Annotated in this window: 20 protein-coding genes and 1 tRNA gene; 1 reads left to right on the top strand and 20 read right to left on the bottom strand. The window is 60.6% G+C overall.

The genetic code is table 11. From position 1 onward, the window contains the following. The 10 genes from AKV04_RS18480 to AKV04_RS18435 form a co-directional block, all read right to left on the bottom strand. The coding region (locus AKV04_RS18480) for a phage tail tube protein (RefSeq protein WP_054007886.1) at window positions 1–946 on the bottom strand (946 nt) is incomplete at its 3' end. Next, window positions 946–1,137 (bottom strand): hypothetical protein, encoded by a 192-nt coding sequence (locus tag AKV04_RS18475; protein WP_054007885.1) that lies wholly within the window; start codon window positions 1,135–1,137, stop codon window positions 946–948. The genes AKV04_RS18480 and AKV04_RS18475, both read right to left, overlap by 1 nt. Beyond that, a complete protein-coding gene (locus AKV04_RS18470) occupies window positions 1,134–1,574 on the bottom strand; it encodes a phage tail terminator protein (RefSeq protein ID WP_054007884.1) in 441 nt (146 codons plus the stop codon). Before AKV04_RS18470 ends, AKV04_RS18475 begins: the two co-directional genes overlap by 4 nt. Beyond that, window positions 1,574–2,002 (bottom strand): gp436 family protein, encoded by a 429-nt coding sequence (locus AKV04_RS18465; protein WP_054007883.1) that lies wholly within the window; start codon window positions 2,000–2,002, stop codon window positions 1,574–1,576. The genes AKV04_RS18470 and AKV04_RS18465 overlap by 1 nt, the downstream gene beginning before the upstream one ends. Window positions 2,003–2,131: 129 nt before the next feature. Further along, a complete protein-coding gene (locus AKV04_RS18460) occupies window positions 2,132–2,410 on the bottom strand; it encodes a hypothetical protein (protein ID WP_156317663.1) in 279 nt (92 codons plus the stop codon). 172 nt (window positions 2,411–2,582) lie between these two features. Then, the gene (locus AKV04_RS18455) at window positions 2,583–2,909 is read right to left on the bottom strand and encodes a hypothetical protein (protein WP_156317661.1); all 327 of its coding nucleotides are present in this window, start codon (window positions 2,907–2,909) and stop codon (window positions 2,583–2,585) included. A gap of 97 nt (window positions 2,910–3,006) precedes the next feature. Then, window positions 3,007–3,900 (bottom strand): Mu-like prophage major head subunit gpT family protein, encoded by an 894-nt coding sequence (locus tag AKV04_RS18450; RefSeq protein WP_054007880.1) that lies wholly within the window; start codon window positions 3,898–3,900, stop codon window positions 3,007–3,009. 10 nt (window positions 3,901–3,910) lie between these two features. Further along, on the bottom strand, window positions 3,911–4,339 hold the full coding sequence (locus AKV04_RS18445) for a hypothetical protein (RefSeq protein WP_054007879.1): 429 nt from the start codon (window positions 4,337–4,339) through the stop codon (window positions 3,911–3,913). Continuing rightward, window positions 4,339–5,412: a phage protease gene (locus tag AKV04_RS18440; protein WP_054007878.1), complete on the bottom strand. Its 1,074-nt coding sequence runs from the start codon at window positions 5,410–5,412 to the stop codon at window positions 4,339–4,341. The genes AKV04_RS18445 and AKV04_RS18440 overlap by 1 nt, the downstream gene beginning before the upstream one ends. Before the next feature lie 55 nt (window positions 5,413–5,467). Beyond that, a complete protein-coding gene (locus tag AKV04_RS18435) occupies window positions 5,468–5,941 on the bottom strand; it encodes a phage virion morphogenesis protein (protein ID WP_054007877.1) in 474 nt (157 codons plus the stop codon). Window positions 5,942–5,956: 15 nt separating this feature from the next. Between AKV04_RS18435 and AKV04_RS18430 the strand changes: the two genes are divergently transcribed. After that, a tRNA-OTHER gene (locus AKV04_RS18430) sits at window positions 5,957–6,028 on the top strand. Window positions 6,029–6,032: 4 nt separating this feature from the next. On the opposite strand, the gene AKV04_RS18425 is transcribed toward AKV04_RS18430, so the two are convergent. From AKV04_RS18425 to AKV04_RS18380, 10 genes are all read right to left on the bottom strand, one after another. Further along, on the bottom strand, window positions 6,033–7,319 hold the full coding sequence (locus tag AKV04_RS18425) for a phage head morphogenesis protein (RefSeq protein ID WP_054007876.1): 1,287 nt from the start codon (window positions 7,317–7,319) through the stop codon (window positions 6,033–6,035). Next, window positions 7,316–8,944, bottom strand: a complete 1,629-nt coding sequence (locus AKV04_RS18420) for a DUF935 domain-containing protein (protein WP_054007888.1) — start codon at window positions 8,942–8,944, stop codon at window positions 7,316–7,318. Before AKV04_RS18420 ends, AKV04_RS18425 begins: the two co-directional genes overlap by 4 nt. Window positions 8,945–8,963: 19 nt before the next feature. After that, a complete protein-coding gene (locus tag AKV04_RS18415; RefSeq protein WP_054007875.1) occupies window positions 8,964–10,619 on the bottom strand; it encodes a terminase family protein in 1,656 nt (551 codons plus the stop codon). Continuing rightward, on the bottom strand, window positions 10,616–10,870 hold the full coding sequence (locus tag AKV04_RS18410) for a DUF2312 domain-containing protein (RefSeq protein ID WP_054007874.1): 255 nt from the start codon (window positions 10,868–10,870) through the stop codon (window positions 10,616–10,618). Before AKV04_RS18410 ends, AKV04_RS18415 begins: the two co-directional genes overlap by 4 nt. Then, window positions 10,867–11,097 carry a DNA translocase FtsK gene (locus tag AKV04_RS18405; protein ID WP_054007873.1) on the bottom strand — a complete coding sequence of 77 codons (231 nt, stop codon included), beginning with the start codon at window positions 11,095–11,097 and terminating at the stop codon, window positions 10,867–10,869. Before AKV04_RS18405 ends, AKV04_RS18410 begins: the two co-directional genes overlap by 4 nt. After that, entirely contained in the window at window positions 11,094–11,678 is a 585-nt protein-coding gene (locus tag AKV04_RS18400; RefSeq protein WP_054007872.1) for a phage protein Gp27 family protein, read from the bottom strand. Before AKV04_RS18400 ends, AKV04_RS18405 begins: the two co-directional genes overlap by 4 nt. 3 nt (window positions 11,679–11,681) lie before the next feature. Then, entirely contained in the window at window positions 11,682–11,984 is a 303-nt protein-coding gene (locus AKV04_RS18395; RefSeq protein ID WP_054007871.1) for a VpaChn25_0724 family phage protein, read from the bottom strand. 3 nt (window positions 11,985–11,987) lie between these two features. Further along, window positions 11,988–12,344 (bottom strand): DUF2730 family protein, encoded by a 357-nt coding sequence (locus AKV04_RS18390; protein ID WP_054007870.1) that lies wholly within the window; start codon window positions 12,342–12,344, stop codon window positions 11,988–11,990. Then, entirely contained in the window at window positions 12,341–12,847 is a 507-nt protein-coding gene (locus tag AKV04_RS18385) for a hypothetical protein (protein ID WP_054007869.1), read from the bottom strand. The genes AKV04_RS18390 and AKV04_RS18385 overlap by 4 nt, the downstream gene beginning before the upstream one ends. A gap of 119 nt (window positions 12,848–12,966) precedes the next feature. Then, window positions 12,967–13,899 carry a lysozyme gene (locus AKV04_RS18380; protein WP_054007868.1) on the bottom strand — a complete coding sequence of 311 codons (933 nt, stop codon included), beginning with the start codon at window positions 13,897–13,899 and terminating at the stop codon, window positions 12,967–12,969.

Here is a 13,899-nt window from a genome sequence, read left to right as displayed (position 1 = left end):
GTTCGGGCGCGCCGGTGACCCCCGGCAAGGCGCGCAAATCGGTGCTAATCATGATTGCGCCATCATCATCCACCGCCTGCGGATTGGTGCGCTGGACGCGCGGCGCAAAGACGCCAATACGCTTGCCCGCCGCGTTGCCGTGGTTGAAACCGAGAGAAGTCAGCGACACGGCGTTGATATCGGTGCGCCAGGTGATCTCTTCGGTATCCAACAGATCGACCGTCATCTGGCCACTGACCGCGCGATCCGTGATGGCGATCTTCTCGCCGCCCAAGAGTTTGCGGTGGGCCAGTTTGCCCCCCATGTCCCACATGATGCCTTTCGAGGCGAGCGAGGTGCCGCCTGCAATCGCACCGGCAGTCAAGGTGGGCCCCAGCAGGATGTCGCCAGAGTTTTCGGTGGTGACGACCTGCGGGGTTTGGAACGCAGTAAGATCGATGGCGGGCAAAGCCGAACTCAGGGCCTGCACATCAAAGCCCCAGAATTCGAAATCAGCCGTCGGAATGGCGTAGGCGGAGAGGTCAAGCTTGACGGTGCCGCGCGCGCCACGGGTGAGATAACGCACACCGTCACGGAAAAACCGAAAGGTCAGGCCTTCGAAGCCCGAGTTGATGAAGGCATATTCCACCCGATTGGCTGCGACGATGGTTTCGGCAAAGCCGCAACCGCGCATGAGCTTGCCCCAAGCAGGCGGGGTGCCCGCCACACCGGAGCCGACCAGTTCGACCTTGAAGTTCAGCTTGGCGCGCCGCGTTGCGGGCAGCTCTTCCGAATTGCCCATCCACGGCGTCACCAGATTGCGCGGCACGTTATCAGGCTCAATCACAAAGCTCGGCGGCGCCGCCAGCAGGATGCCATCGGTGGCGACGAAAGCCGTCTCGGCAGTGCCATAGACCGCCTCGGGGCGGGCAAGGATGGCGGAGCGGCGGGTGTAGCGATCGGCCATTATTCTGCCTCCTCGGAATTGGCTTTAACGGGGGGTTCAACGCCCCCTTCAACGGTGTCTGACTCTGGTACCGGCAAGGGCACATGGGTCAGAGTGTTCGACTCCTCATTCAGCACGAAGCTGCCGCCATGCGGCGGGATCGGCATGGCCGGAGCTTCGGGTGCGGGTGCAGCGGCTTTGGGCGATTTCATGATGGGGTGATCCTGAGTTGGTCAGACAGGGAAAATGTGAGTTCGTAAGCGAAGACGCCGTTGGCGGCGCGGGCGAGCGTGCAGCGGCGGAATTGCAACACGCCGATCCGGTCACCCAACTCCCAACCCGCGAGTGCCGCGATGATGGATTCGATGAAATCCGAGACCCGATCCAACACACGACCGCCCGACGCATCCCCCGCGCGTAGGGTCAAAATCACGGAAAACATCCGTTCGACGGCTTGGATATAGGCCCCGATCTGGACGTTTTGCTTACCGCCCGTAATCCCGCTCGGGATCACATGGACAGCAGGGGTGACCTGCGGGACCGCGCCTGTGGCGGTCAGCGCTGCAAATTCAGCGGCCCCGAACACCCGCATACCCAAATCCGGCACCCGCGCCTTCAGCCGGTCGATGATCAGATCTACGTCGGCCATCAGATGAAACCTTTCATGGTTTCTTCGGTGAACGGCCGCTCGCGGTCGGTCACTTGCACGCCGGATGTGCCGGACGAGGCAGGCTCAACACCAGCGGCAAGAATACGGATGGTGCCAGTGGCGATGTCCTTCAGCATTTTCAGCGCCGACTCGTAATCGGTGCGGGTTTTTGGGTCGGGCTCGCTGATGTGCAGCTTCCAATAGGCAATCGACTGCGCAAGGTCGCTGATCAGCGGCGGCACCGACACCAGCGGCAGGGTGTAGCGCCCGCCCAGATAGCCGTCGATCACAGCATCCGAATCGCTCAGAGCGCGCGCCACAACGGCGGCATCAATGGAGCCACTGGCGACAGCCGCCCGGTCGGTCAGCATAACAAGCTGCGCCGCGCCATAGCGATCTGTCATCTGCTGTTGAGTGGCGTAGGTCACGGGCTGCTCCTGAAAATTGGCGACCGTCTCTCCGGTCTGTCACGGTCCTCTTCACCCCGTCGCATTGCATACCCAGCAAGTGGGTTGGCGGGCGGCGATCTCAGACCGCCCCGGCCAATCGGGCGGAAACTAACCCGCGAGCATCTGCACGGCCGGGCGTCCGAGAAAGCCGGGGACGCGCACACCGCCGACCTGTCGGTCATTCAAGGCCGTTGCGGCCATCCCGATCCGGCGGGCAGGTTTTTCCTGCTTTGCAAGTCGCGGGATATAGTCGATGGCCCAGACCGTCACCTCACGCATGCGGCAACCGAAATAGGAAACCAGACCACAAAGGAACGTGGTGGCCACAGCCAAAGCAGCCGAGACCTGAGAAAACGCAAACATCGGTAGAGAGACGATACGGCGCATGAAGCATCCTTTGATTGACGTTTGAACGGTGACCGTCTCTCCGGCCTGTCTCGGACACCATGCTCCGTTCACTTCAAGCCGCGATGAAGTCGCCTACTTGGATCGGCTAACGGCGAGTGCTCTGCGGCCCCGTTTACCCATCAGGTTCGCGATTGATCCTTTCGCTTGGGATTCAGTGTGGCAGATCGATGATCGCTACCTTCAGTTCGGGGTCGGCCTGCAATTCTGCACGCTCTTCATCGCTCAGATCATCGAATGGAATATCCACCGGATCGGAGGTGAAATGACGCGGAGTGCCATAACCACCGCGCCAGCGGCCCTGCTGCGGGCCAATCACACGGACAAAGATTTGCGGAACCGGCACGGCATCCGCCTGAGCTTTTGCGTCGGCTTCGGCTTCGGCTTCGGCGGTGCTGGCGATATCGATCACAGGATCGGTTGCGGCCTCGGTGGAGACGGACGACTTGGTCATCTCGGTTTCAGGTTTTACTTTGACCACGGGGTGCTCCTATTGGCTTCTCGGCTTGATAAAAGGGGCGGGCCTGACCGCCCCCTCTGATAAAACCGACGCTCTCGCGCTCAGGCTCAGGTCAGGCTCAGGCGAGCCACGGCACGACGAGCAGCTCGGCGGTGTCTTTCCATTCATTGGTGACGCCCGCTGTGCCGTATTCGGAGTTCAGCAGCTGGCGACCGGCGCTTTCGAGGGCGGGCGGCACAACCAGCAAATCGGGTACCAGACCCAGCGGGCGGCCATAATCGCCCTTCATGCCCATGATCGCAGCGCGCGCGGTGGCGTAGTTGGCGTTGTTCAAGGTCTGCTTTGAGCCCCAAGCCATCTGCCAGAAGCCGTAGCCGACGTTGTAGCGGGCATCGACGCCATATTTGAACATCCGCTCGTCAAAGACGTTGTCGTCGGTCACCTTGTCGCGCGAAACAAACTCGGGCGCTTTGCGTGACTGGAACAGCAAAGGCTTGACCGGCTGTTTGGTGCACATCAGGAACCACGGGGTGCCTGCGCCACCATCGGTGTTGGCGACGTTGGTGACAGCGCCGTTGGCATCCAGTACAGGGTGAACGGTGTCAAAGAAGTTCTGGCCGTCATAGCACTTCGAGGTAAAGCCCGCCTTCAGCGCCGCCCAAGTCAGGATTTCTTCGTTGGCGGATGTCGACATGCCCATCTGGCTGAACAGGGGAGCATACACACCAAGGTTGTCGTCCTCGATGTCGTAGCGATCAACAGCGATGGTCAATTCCCACGCCTTGTTCAGCAGGGTGTAGGATGCCTCAGCGATGTTCTGGGCAACGCGAGCGCCGATCCATTCGCGCATCGAAGGCACATTGGCGAGCCAGCCATAGGTGTTTTGCGCGTTGCTCGACGGCACAATCGTTGCCACGCGGTTTTTCATCAGGGCGGCAAGCGTCAGACCGGTCTGAAAGTCGTTTTGAAAGGTAACGCGCAGGGCGTTCAGGGCGGCGGTGTTGATAATCATTTCAAATCCCTCAATAAGCGCGGTTCAAGGCTTCATCGAGACGTACCCAGACGCCATTGGCATCCACGTCCTCAATGACGCCAGCGGGCGAGCGGGTGGCGGTGCCGTTGGTTTTGGCGACGGTCTGGTCGTCGACAATCCAGCACTTCGCGCCAATATCGGTGACAAGGCATGGATCGCCCGCCAGGTTGGCCAGATAGGCCACGCCGGGACGCCACGAGACCGACAGCGCGCCGTTGGCCCCTGCGGTGTTGTCGACGAGCGTTTGAGCAATCCCGACGCCGAACGAGCCAACAGCCGTGGCCCCCTTGATCAGGTAGCCCGCCGCGTTGCGCATGATCAGTGCGCCTTTGACGATCTTGGTCGCGGCCCCAACCTGACCAACGCGCAAGTCGCCGGATTTCATGGGGGTGTTGCGATCAGCGGTAAGCGCAACCATTATTTGGCCTCCTTGGCAGTGCGGTCAGCTGCCATCAGCGCCGCGAATTCGGTGGGGGATTTGCCTGTGGCCTTGGCGACCGCCAGCTCTTCGGAATTCAGCGCGACCTGCACGCCGTCCTTGTTGGGCGGCAGCAAGGTGGTGTGCGACACCCCAGCCAGCGGCAGACCCTCGACCAGCGTCTTGCAGGTGTCGGGCTGTGACATGTGCAGGGCAATCATGCTTTCACGGTTGGTTGCACTCAGCCCCATGCGCTTTTGCGCGATCTGCCCGTCGATATAGGCTTCAGACGCAGTGCGCTTGTTGCCGTCGGTCAGCGCTGTGATCTGAGATGCCTGCGCTGCGACTTGCGCCTGCAAGGCGACCAGGGTTTCTTTGCCGCCAACCACCAGACCCACGCCAGCCAGAATCGCTTGCGCATCCCCAGTTGGCACGCCCACCAACTCGCCGACCTTCGTCATCGCCGCCTGCAAAGCGGTGGCATCAGCCTTGCCGCCCTTTTTAAGGTCGCCGATGGCAGCGATCATCTCGTCCATCGTTGCGGTATCGGCAAGGCCCAAGGCCTTCGCCAGTTTCGTAAGGTCCATCGGGTTCTCCGAGTTGAGCGCGGTCATCCCGCGCAGGTTGGGATAATTGACCAGTCCGGCGCGCAGGATGCTGTGCACAGTGCCAGTGGCGTCGTAGGTGATGACCGGTGAGATGCCGCGATAAGCGCGATCCGCCATCAGGGCTTGCCCCGCAGCGGTCCAAGCAACCTTGCCCCAGATACCATCGGCGCGGGTTTCCATTTCGGTGATACGACCGCGCGAGGGCGACGGGCCACCTTTGGGCGCAGCCAGATCAGACGAGTGGTTTTCGTCAATGATCAACCCGCCTTGGTCGCGCGGATCAGATTGCAAGCTCGCGGCGATGATTGCAGCGGGATCAGTCACCTTGTAGGGGCCGCGCCCGTCATGGGTGCGAACTTCGCCGTGGGCCGCAGGCAGCAGATGCACCCACACCGGCACTTCCCCGCCAGCGGGGAGGTCGAAAGAGGCGCAATTCGCACGCGAAAGGTTGGTTTTCTGGGTCATGCCGCACTATCGCGGCTGCGGCACTGTCAAAAAATCCGCAACGGTGTGCGGGGGATCAATCCGAGAGTGCCGAAGTGAACGCGTCCGAGATGATCTCCAAGATTTCGATTTCGTCATCGTCTGAAAGACCAAGGAAGGGCCGTGCAGGAATATCGCCCCACAGGTTCGGGTACGACGCCTTGCTGCCTCCGAACTGCATCATCGCGGCGTAAACCCTGCCCGAGCCCACCTGCACATAGTCAGACCCATGCTCTGCTGAGATGGTTGAGTTCAACGTACCGGATGGACCGAACAGCGGGCGCACATCAATTCGGTTCGATTTGCGCGCGCCATAAGCGGCCAAGGTTACTGGCGATTTCGCGGCCCACTTCACACCTTCAGGCGATACCCCTTCGCCAAAACGGCGGGTTGTCGAGTTGACCAGAACTTCGCCGATCTCGCTCATGATCGGGGACATGTCGGCCATCCGCGCCGAGAGGCGGTCCAGAGCAGCAACTACCTGGGCATCGTTGATTTCAATCGTGATCATTGCTATATTACTCTTGAGGCGGTGTACCCCGATGGGCAAGGGAACTGTGCAAGCAGTCGATGTTGGTTCGAGTCCAGCCACGCCTCAGCTTCTAATCTGCGCCACGACCTTTGATCAGGATTGCCTGCTCGCCAAGCTGGGCCGCGATGTCGTCGGAGGTGACAATCCGGCCTGACCTCACTGTGTTTAGCAACTTGTCGGCTTTTTTGGCATAGACGTTAATCTTGATAACAAGCTTCGCGTGATCATCTGGCCTGTCGAAAATCAGAACAAAGACGGGTTCATCCTCCGACATATCTAAGTAGACCATGTCAGGCACCCTCAAATGCGCGGGCAGACCGCGATACCAAGCAATGTCTAGGGGCTGCACTTTGGATTGTGCGTCGGGATTGGCCCGCTTGGTGCTTGGAGTCGTGACGTGAGGCGTCCCACGAAAGGTATGCTGGATGTCCCTGTCGACAACTGCGATCTCCGCAGATGCGATCTCAATGTTATGTTTTTGGGCGGCTGCGATCCAACTCGGATCAAGAGCACCGATGATCATATGTTTTTGCTGAACATATGAGCTGAGGGATTGGTCCAAAAACTCCCCGAATTGACGCCCGATCTCATCCCTTGCTGCGGGCGGCAGCGCTGCGGCCAAGGCCGCGCCGATCGGTGCCGGGTAATCGGGCAACTTTGCTGCCAGTATGGCGACGTCATTGGCAACGGATCGCCCAGGCGCATAGGCCCAGCCCTTACTGATCCCCATTGGTGCGCCCGTCTTGGAACTGATCATTGCCCAATCACTAGGCAGCTTCAGATCAGCCTTGCCGCCACGTCGCACAGCACTTGCCATTGATCGCGCGCCCGACACCCGGCAACTGCACCCCCAGCCATTGGGGGGAAAATGCGTGGCCCAGAACGGGTGGTCGGGCGGCAGGATCAGTCCATCCCAAGCCAGATGTTGCAAGCGCGGCTCCAGGCTGTTGCCGTGGAAGTAGATCCAGAACGCATAGCTGCCTTCGGTCAACTGGGCGTAACGCCCGGCCGCATAGGAAGTCGCCATGTTGGTGCGATAAATGACGCGGGTGCGCCACGCCTCTCCGCCCTTGGTGCCTTCCCCTGTCCAGCCGTGCCAGCCTCGTTCCTCGACGATCTTGCGAAAATCGCGCCGGAAATCTTGCAGCGTGCCGCCTTGGCTGATCGACTTATCAACGGCCGCCGCCAGATCGGCCAGCAAGTCCGCTTTCAGCGCACCGGCGACCATAAAGGCGCGGTCATGTTCAGACTGCCAGACATCATCCCATTTAGCGGTGGCCTTCAGCTCGGCCAAGCGCAGACGGAAGGCCGCAACCTGATAGGCAAACGGCTTGCCGAAGGTGGCGCTGATCGTCACTGCGCGTCTTCCTCTACCGCGACCCGACCTGCAAGATTTGCGGTGGCCAGCCCCATTGCCAGCACCTGGGCAAAATCCGCGACATCAATATCAGGGAAACCCTCAGCAAACATCTGGCTCAGCTCTTCCATGCTGGAAGCGGACTCGAGCATTGCTTCGATCTTGGAAAAAATAACCCCCATCGAAGCACGCGCTTCAATCGCCATCCGTTCGGTCAAAACGCCCTCGATCGAACCCCCCTGTTTTTTCGCCGTAGAGAGGCCTTCCCCTTGCAGGGCGGGCGTTGGCGCTGAAACAGGCTCAACCCGTTTAATAACGCCGGGAATCCCTTTAATAACTGAATTCGGATCGTTGGGGTCGTCTGCGCTTGCACCCGCACGCGGCGGCCGCATCAATTTGGCCCCGGCTTTGGGTTCCGGCAGGCCAAACCGCGACAGCAGCGTTGCCTGTTCCACTTCAAGACCGCGATCAATCAGCGGACCAATCGCATCGGCCAGCGCCTTCAGATCTTCCTGCTCGGGTTGTTCGATCTTTAAGCGCGGATAGACCTTCAACGGCCCGAACTCTAACTGCATCCATGGCTGGATCAGATCACGGTTCAGGATTGCTGCCAGCGCCTTGGCATCTGCCGTCTCGATATCCTTTTGAACGGCACGATGCTCTTTGCCAGACCCAAGCCCGCCGGTGACAGCATCTGTGGTGGCCGTCTGGCCCAGCACCGCTTTGCTGATCTGCTGATCAATCCATTCGCAGCGCTCTTTGTAGAGCTGATGGGCCGCACCAACATTGCCGGATTCGATGAAGTCGATCTCCATAGATGCCGGAATGATTGCTGCACAATCCCCGGCGATATTGGCCACGGCCCGAAACAGCGTGGCCTTGTCATCTTCAGATGCACCCGCCGCGAATTTGCCCAGACGCACTGGCTGTCCGTAGGTCTGGCTGAAGATCGCCCAATCGCGTTGGGTGAACATCTTGAACATCCAGCCCCATGCCGCGACGCGGGTCAGACCTGATCGCAGGGTGACACCAGACTTTGCGGCAATCTTTGCAAAGATGAATTTGCCAAAATCGAGCGGTTGCTCCTGCCCGTCCACCCCCAGCAGCATTGGTGTTTTCAGATCATGACGCGCAAAGCGGAACCAGCGTGGGTCGCGCTGCTCAAGCTGCATCGGCATCCATTGACCAGAGCTGGTGTCCCAAATGATCTCGGTAAAGGAATAGCCCTTGCCGATACAGTCGAGGATGTTGAAAATCTCGTCTGTCAGCTCATCACGCTTCAACCAGTCGCGCACCATCTGCGCGCGGGCTTCATCCTCGGGGTCTTCCGAGCCTGACTCAACCGTGATCGGGATCTGGCTGACCGAGCGGCGACGCGTGCCCAGAACCCCGATGTAATGCGGGTCGCGCTCTTCAATGGTCTCGAACAGCTCCAGCATTTGCACCGGATCGCCAGCATCAGCACTGCGCAAGATGCTGGCCAGCCGCACCGGTGTCAGACCATCGGCAGGATAGCCAGAGATAGGACTGCGCACGCCGCCCACGGTCGCAGCGGCGATCTCACGGGTAAGGGCTTCACGGTTGATCGGTTGGCCGTTCGCTCCCAGCAGGCGGGGGGTGGTCATTTCAGCCTCCATTGCATTCTCACAAGCCACCCCGCAAACCGGCCCCGAGCGGCGAGCGGTATGCGTCGCGGCGGCCGTCATCATTGGCGGGGAAATCCCAACCGCTGCCATTTGCAGGCGTTGCAGCGCGATTGACGGGCACATAGCCGTATTCGGTAAACCGCATCCGGCTGGCCCAATGCGCCAACGCCACCGCGATGGCATGGTCGCCGTGGCGCTTCTTGCCGGTGGTGCCTTCGCGCAGAGCGGGCACGCGGGCGATACCCCGCACGATCTTGATAGCGCGGATGTCGCCCAAGTGCTCCGCATCGGCGATCAGGGCGATCATATCGTCCTCAAACGCCACCTTCAGCGGCGGCATGTTCAAGCGATACCATTCTTCGGTAAACTTGACCGCGATCACGATGCCCGAGCCTTCGGGGTCTTCGCGCAAGCCAAACTCACGGCCCAAATCTTCGGCCACGGTCCAGCCCATGCCGGTGGCGTCAAAAGCTGCACCGATCAGGCGGGAGCGGACGTGTTGGAAGATGGTGCGCACAATCAGCTTTTGCTCGACACCCGGCACGTTGCGCAATTCAAACGCCAGCACTTCGCGGCGTTTAAGCCGCTGTTCAATGGCCATTAAAGACCCCGCTGTGAGGTCGGCCACGCGGGCGAAGTCAAAGCCAAAGGCAAACTGCGGTGTCAGATCAAGTGCTGCCAGCTGCGCGCGCAGCTCTTCCATGAACTGGGCCATCAACGCGGCCTGGTCAAGGCGAGAGCGGAACATGTAATCGCGCGGCAGCTCTAAGCGCAGCACCGGCGTTTTCACCGTCATCCGCGCTTCGATCAGCGGCGCGGGCAACCATGACCCCGACGACATCGACGGCACACAGTAAAGTTCCTCGTCGGCATTGTCGCGGTAGCGGTTGATCACGCCCTGCCGCCAATCGGCCTCAGCCTCGGGCGACCAGATCTTGCCGGTCACCAGAGCGATGCGCCGATAGAGCCCCTGCTCCAGCGCCTGGTCCAATGTGATCGACAGATGGGCGTAATTTACCCGGCCGCCCAGAATGTCTTGGATCTGGACGTTGAACTCGTTCTCGGCCCCCAAATGCGTCGAGCAGACCACCACCTGACCGCCCCACATGGTGAAGGCCATAGCGGATTTCAGCAGCGCTTCGAGATCATCAACAAAGGCCGCCTCGTCGATGATGACGCAGCCCTGCTTGCCGCGCAGACCGCGCGGTGCCGACGACAGCGCCATGATCTCGAATCCGCTGGCGAACTTGATCCTGAAGGCGTTGATCGCCTTGTCTTCGCTGTCCTGGTCAAACAGCACCTCTTCGACCGCGCCCGCTGCGCTGTTGAAGGCCCGTGCCCACATCCCGCAGGCGTCGATAAACTCGCGCGTCATCTCACGGGAATAGGAGATGTACATCACATCCATGCCGCCAGAGGATTTCTGACGCGCCGCGCGCAGAACCGCATACGCACCAAGCGCCCAGGTGAGCCCGATCCGGCGCGACTTTTCGACAAAAAGCACCGGGCAACCACTGTCCAGAAGGCTGACGGTACGCGCCTGATAAGGCAGCAACACTGCAGGCAGCCCCGCCGCCTGCACCTCGGCCGGGATCGCCGCCATGGCGGCAGCGCGGGCGTCGGCCCATTGTTGTTCGCTTAAAGGGATTGTCACTGCATCCCCAAAGCTGATTTATACATGTCGATGATCGCCTCCTCTTCGGCAATCTCGTCCGGCTTGCGCTTACGCAGCGCGATGACGCGGCGCATGACTGCGGTGTCATAGCCCCGGCCTTTGGCCTCTGCGAACAGCTCTTTTTCCTGCTCGGCCACTTCCTTTTTCTCGGCGGCCAACTGCTCGGCGCGCTCGATGAACTGGCGGAGTTCGTCTGCGGTGACTGTGTAGGCCTCGGTTACATCGGTCACTTCGTTACCCCCAGTGCTGGCTTACTCTTCACCCTCAGCAAAACCTCGCGTTTGCCGACATGATCAGGCTTTGCCAGGACACCGTCAGCTTCCATCCGCTCAACAATGCGCGCGGCATCGTTGTAGCCGATCCCCAGTTTGCGCTGGATGTAGGAGGTTGAGCCGATGGCCATGGTGACCATCAGGCCGACTGCAGTGCAGTATTGCAGATCACTTTCAGTGTTCACTTCGTTACCCCCAGAATTTCAGCTTTGATGGCCTCGGCAGTCTCCGACGTCAGCCCCTTGGCCTTGGCCACCGTGGCCACTGCTTCGCCCAGGCGTTCTTGCAACGCCGCCGTCTCTTTGGCTTTTCGAGTGCTGGACATATTCTGCGCCGCCTGTGCCGACCGGAAGGCATCGGCCAGTTCCTTCAGCTCTTTCGGCGTGGTGCCGTCCGCCCCGTCGCCCAGCATATGCAACACGGTTGACTTGATCATCTCGCCCGCAATCACGGTCAGATCGTCACTCGCTTTGGCATCGTGCTTTTCTGCCAACACCGCGACGATCTCGCGGGTCTGGTCCAGCCGACGCGATAGACGGGCTTGCCGGATAGAATAGCGGTTGAAGCTTGAAAGGGCCGGGATTGCGAACTCCAGCTCACCGCGATGCTCGGCCATCAGGGCTTGGCACTTGCCGACGAACTCGGCGTAAATGCTGGTCTGGGTCTTTTCCCGATCCGAGAGTTCCGACGCAGCCCATGCCACGATGCCGTCTGCCTCCTTAGGGAGCAGATCGAAACTGGAAAGCCGCCCGCGCCCGATGGCCATGCGCTATTCCCCCGGACGCGACGGGCGCTTGATGCCCGGAATGACGATGCCCCGACGCAAATGCCGCGCACCCTTTTCGGCAAGGGTGGCGACCAGGACCGAACCTGGACGCGTCACCACGATCGCGCCGATCTCGGCCAGCCAATCCAACTCGCTGTGGATCCATTCACGCGGGCGGTCGATGCCAAAGCGTTCAAGCTCGGCCCCGAGATAGCCTGAATGCAGCCGCTCGTCGGTTTGCAGCGCCAGCGCTTTGAGGATGATCAGCCGCGCGTCTTCACGGACCTCTTGTTCGTAATCGCGCATCCCTTACCCTTTCAGCAGGAAATTATCGTGGCGACCGACCATCGCCTCCACCCGCGACATGATCCCGCGACTGCCCTCCATCTCGGCTCGCATGGCTTTCATTTCACCCTTCATGCCCTCCAGCCCGAGCGAGATGCTGTGCATGTCGTCTTTGGTCGGCATAGATTTGTGCGCCTGCTCCAGCGACTGAAGGCGCAAGCCCTGATCGTCGAGGTGCTTTGCGTGATCATCCAAGCGTTTGCTGTTGGCGCGGCTGCCTGATGCCATCAGATTCCAGATCGTCAGCGCGAAGGTCAGCAGCTGACCCAAGGCGACCGTCCAAACGATGATCGGCGAAATGTTCAAAACTTCCCCGGTCACTTGGCCACCCAAGTCTTGACCACATCCTTGACTGTGTGGCCGCCCATATAGAGCGCCATGTAAAGGCCGCTTAACTGGATCAGATCAGAGAAGGGCATTGGCGGTAGAGCAATTTTCCAGATCGCATTGGCGACGTGGAGGGCGACCGAATTCCAAAGCCAGAGGAATCCGAGCAGATACATGCCTGCGGGACGCCAGGCGCGCATCCAGACGGGCTCATCTTGCTCGGCGGCAAGAGTTGCCAGTTGCAACTGAAGGTCACGGTCATAGGCCGCGATCATGTCAGGCGTCGCCCGTTCAACCTCGCGCATTGCCTCAATGACGCGCCCCGGCATTTCTTCCGTGGCGGCGGGTAAGCCCTCTGGTGTGGTGCCGACACGATCAGCGATGGCCTTAATGACGCTGGCGGCAAGCTGACCATCCTGATCGCCGATCTTTTTGGACAGCAGCTTTTCGACAACGGGAAGGCCCGATTTCAGGGCGAGAGCGATCACCGGGTTCATGGGTCAGCCCTCCTGCCCGGCATAGCACTGCCGAGCCTTTGTCGTGTCTGCCGGGGCAAAGGCGGTCAGGCCAGCAAGCGCGACCGCGCAGGCCAGAAGGCCAAGGATTAAGGCTCTCATCAGAAGCTCCGCAGGATGGCCGCAACACGCGGCAGGGTGGGATTGAGTTTGGCAGCGATAACATCGCGATATCGCCACGCCAGCGATGCGCCCCAGACGGCAAGCCCAAGCATGGTTGCATCGCCCGACATAGGCAGACTGGTGACTTGATCGGCCAAGCCGGTGGCGGCGGCGGGCACGACGGCGACGGCGGCCAGTGCCGGGGCAACCGACTTGGCCCGGGCATCAAGGCGGCGTTGCAGTGTCGTCAGCGTGGCACGGCCAATGATGCCGTCAACGGTCAGGCCGTGATCAGCTTGAAACTTGCGGGCGGCGCTATCCAGAATGGCATTGGTGTTGGTGCCGGAATCATAGCCCAGCACTTTGAAACCATTGCGCGTGGCGGCGATCTCAGCGCCCGAGAGAAGAAGCCCCCACCGGGCAAAGCCGACCACGGGCGTTGGCAGTGCCGCACCGCGATATATGCCGTCTATCAGCATGGCGAATTCGCGTTCACGGCGCGCAGTCAGGCCGGGCAGCACTTTGCCACCAGCCTTGTTCCAAGCGACAAGGCGGGAGAGGATTTCGGCGCGCGAAGCCTTGGCCTTCCAAGCCTTCACCCACGTTGCCCGTGCGATTGCACCGAGGTTCCAATGGAACGAAAGGCCCGCGTCGAATTCATTTTGCTTTGGACGGGCGACCGAACCGTCGCGCAGCAACGGCTGCGACATCGCGACTTCAACAGCGGGCTCATAGTTCGCGCGCAATGCCTGTTGCAGCAGCTTGGTCGCTTCTTCTTTGGTGATCAACATGCCCGCCTTGGGCTTCACAACACCGCTGGCAGCAGTCAGACCTGCCCCAATGGTCCAAGCACCGACGCTGTCGCGATAAGCGCGCAGTACAACGCCCTCTTCAAGCTCGAGGGCTGCGACGCCTTGGGCGCTGGTTTGCAT

Origin of the sequence: Cypionkella psychrotolerans (assembly GCF_001294535.1) — a bacterium.
GTDB lineage: Bacteria > Pseudomonadota > Alphaproteobacteria > Rhodobacterales > Rhodobacteraceae > Cypionkella > Cypionkella psychrotolerans.
This window is presented reverse-complemented; position numbering and strand designations above follow the sequence as displayed.

Coding starts and splice junctions, on each gene's coding strand:
- AKV04_RS18475 (WP_054007885.1), bottom strand. CDS start 1,137: ATGAAATCGCCCAAAGCCGCTGCACCCGCACCCGAAGCTCCGGCCATG.
- AKV04_RS18435 (WP_054007877.1), bottom strand. CDS start 5,941: ATGATCACGATTGAAATCAACGATGCCCAGGTAGTTGCTGCTCTGGAC.
- AKV04_RS18380 (WP_054007868.1), bottom strand. CDS start 13,899: ATGCAAACCAGCGCCCAAGGCGTCGCAGCCCTCGAGCTTGAAGAGGGC.
- AKV04_RS18395 (WP_054007871.1), bottom strand. CDS start 11,984: ATGCGCGATTACGAACAAGAGGTCCGTGAAGACGCGCGGCTGATCATC.
- AKV04_RS18460 (WP_156317663.1), bottom strand. CDS start 2,410: ATGCGCCGTATCGTCTCTCTACCGATGTTTGCGTTTTCTCAGGTCTCG.
- AKV04_RS18470 (WP_054007884.1), bottom strand. CDS start 1,574: ATGGCCGACGTAGATCTGATCATCGACCGGCTGAAGGCGCGGGTGCCG.
- AKV04_RS18420 (WP_054007888.1), bottom strand. CDS start 8,944: ATGACCACCCCCCGCCTGCTGGGAGCGAACGGCCAACCGATCAACCGT.
- AKV04_RS18445 (WP_054007879.1), bottom strand. CDS start 4,339: ATGGTTGCGCTTACCGCTGATCGCAACACCCCCATGAAATCCGGCGAC.
- AKV04_RS18400 (WP_054007872.1), bottom strand. CDS start 11,678: ATGGCCATCGGGCGCGGGCGGCTTTCCAGTTTCGATCTGCTCCCTAAG.
- AKV04_RS18450 (WP_054007880.1), bottom strand. CDS start 3,900: ATGATTATCAACACCGCCGCCCTGAACGCCCTGCGCGTTACCTTTCAA.
- AKV04_RS18440 (WP_054007878.1), bottom strand. CDS start 5,412: ATGACCCAGAAAACCAACCTTTCGCGTGCGAATTGCGCCTCTTTCGAC.
- AKV04_RS18385 (WP_054007869.1), bottom strand. CDS start 12,847: ATGAACCCGGTGATCGCTCTCGCCCTGAAATCGGGCCTTCCCGTTGTC.